The sequence below is a fragment of the Tepidimonas aquatica genome (assembly GCF_007556585.1).
Classification (GTDB): Bacteria; Pseudomonadota; Gammaproteobacteria; order Burkholderiales; family Burkholderiaceae_C; genus Tepidimonas; species Tepidimonas aquatica.
The window spans coordinates 1-694 of sequence record NZ_VJNA01000092.1 but is presented as its reverse complement, the minus strand read 5'-3'; the positions used below and the strand labels follow the sequence as shown (position 1 = coordinate 694).

2 protein-coding genes are annotated in these 694 nt (G+C 60.1%); both read left to right on the top strand.

Annotated features, from left to right (window positions below):
* Window positions 1–319 (top strand): hypothetical protein (locus Taqua_RS13370; RefSeq protein ID WP_221933953.1); only part of this gene is annotated, 319 nt, incomplete at its 5' end.
* 35 nt (window positions 320–354) lie between these two features.
* The coding region (locus tag Taqua_RS13125) for a virulence RhuM family protein (protein ID WP_144327003.1) at window positions 355–694 on the top strand (340 nt) is incomplete at its 3' end.

Sequence of the window (694 nt, the reverse complement as noted above, 5' to 3'; positions counted from 1 at the left end):
GCAAACATCGCAAAACTCCCAGAAAACGGCGCATCAGACCATCAAATCTGGGGGAAATTGTACTCGCAAACAGGCAATAACACAAGAAAAATCATGCTGTTATGAATATTTCAGGGGCGACGAAGTAGACTTCATCGTCCGTGTGGGTCGCCATCTCACCGCCATCGAAGTCACAAGCGGGCGCACGCGCGAGGCACGGGCGGGTATGGCCGCGTTTGCCGAGGCCTTCAAGCCTGCCCGCGCCCTGCTGGTGGGCGGCGACGGCACCGCCGTAGACGAGTTTCTGGCGCAGCCGGTGGAGCATTGGGTGGCCCATTGAGCACAATACGGTGGTCTTTTCAGGGAGGGCAATCGATGAAACCCAGCAGTGAGATCATCATCTACGACGCCGGGCAGGCGCGGGTGGAGGTGCGGCTGGACCAGGAAACGGTCTGGCTCACACAGGAGCAGATGGCCCAGCTGTTCGGGCGGGAGCGCTCGGTCATCACCAAGCACGTGCGCAACGTCTTCGCCGAGGGGGAGCTGGACCGCGAAGCAGTATGTGCAAAATTTGCACATACTGCCACCGACGGCAAAACCTACCAGGTCGAGTACTACAACCTCGACGTCATCATCTCGGTGGGCTACCGGGTCAAGTCCCAGCAGGGCACACGCTTCCGCCAATGGGCCACCGGCGTGCTGCGCGAGCATCTGA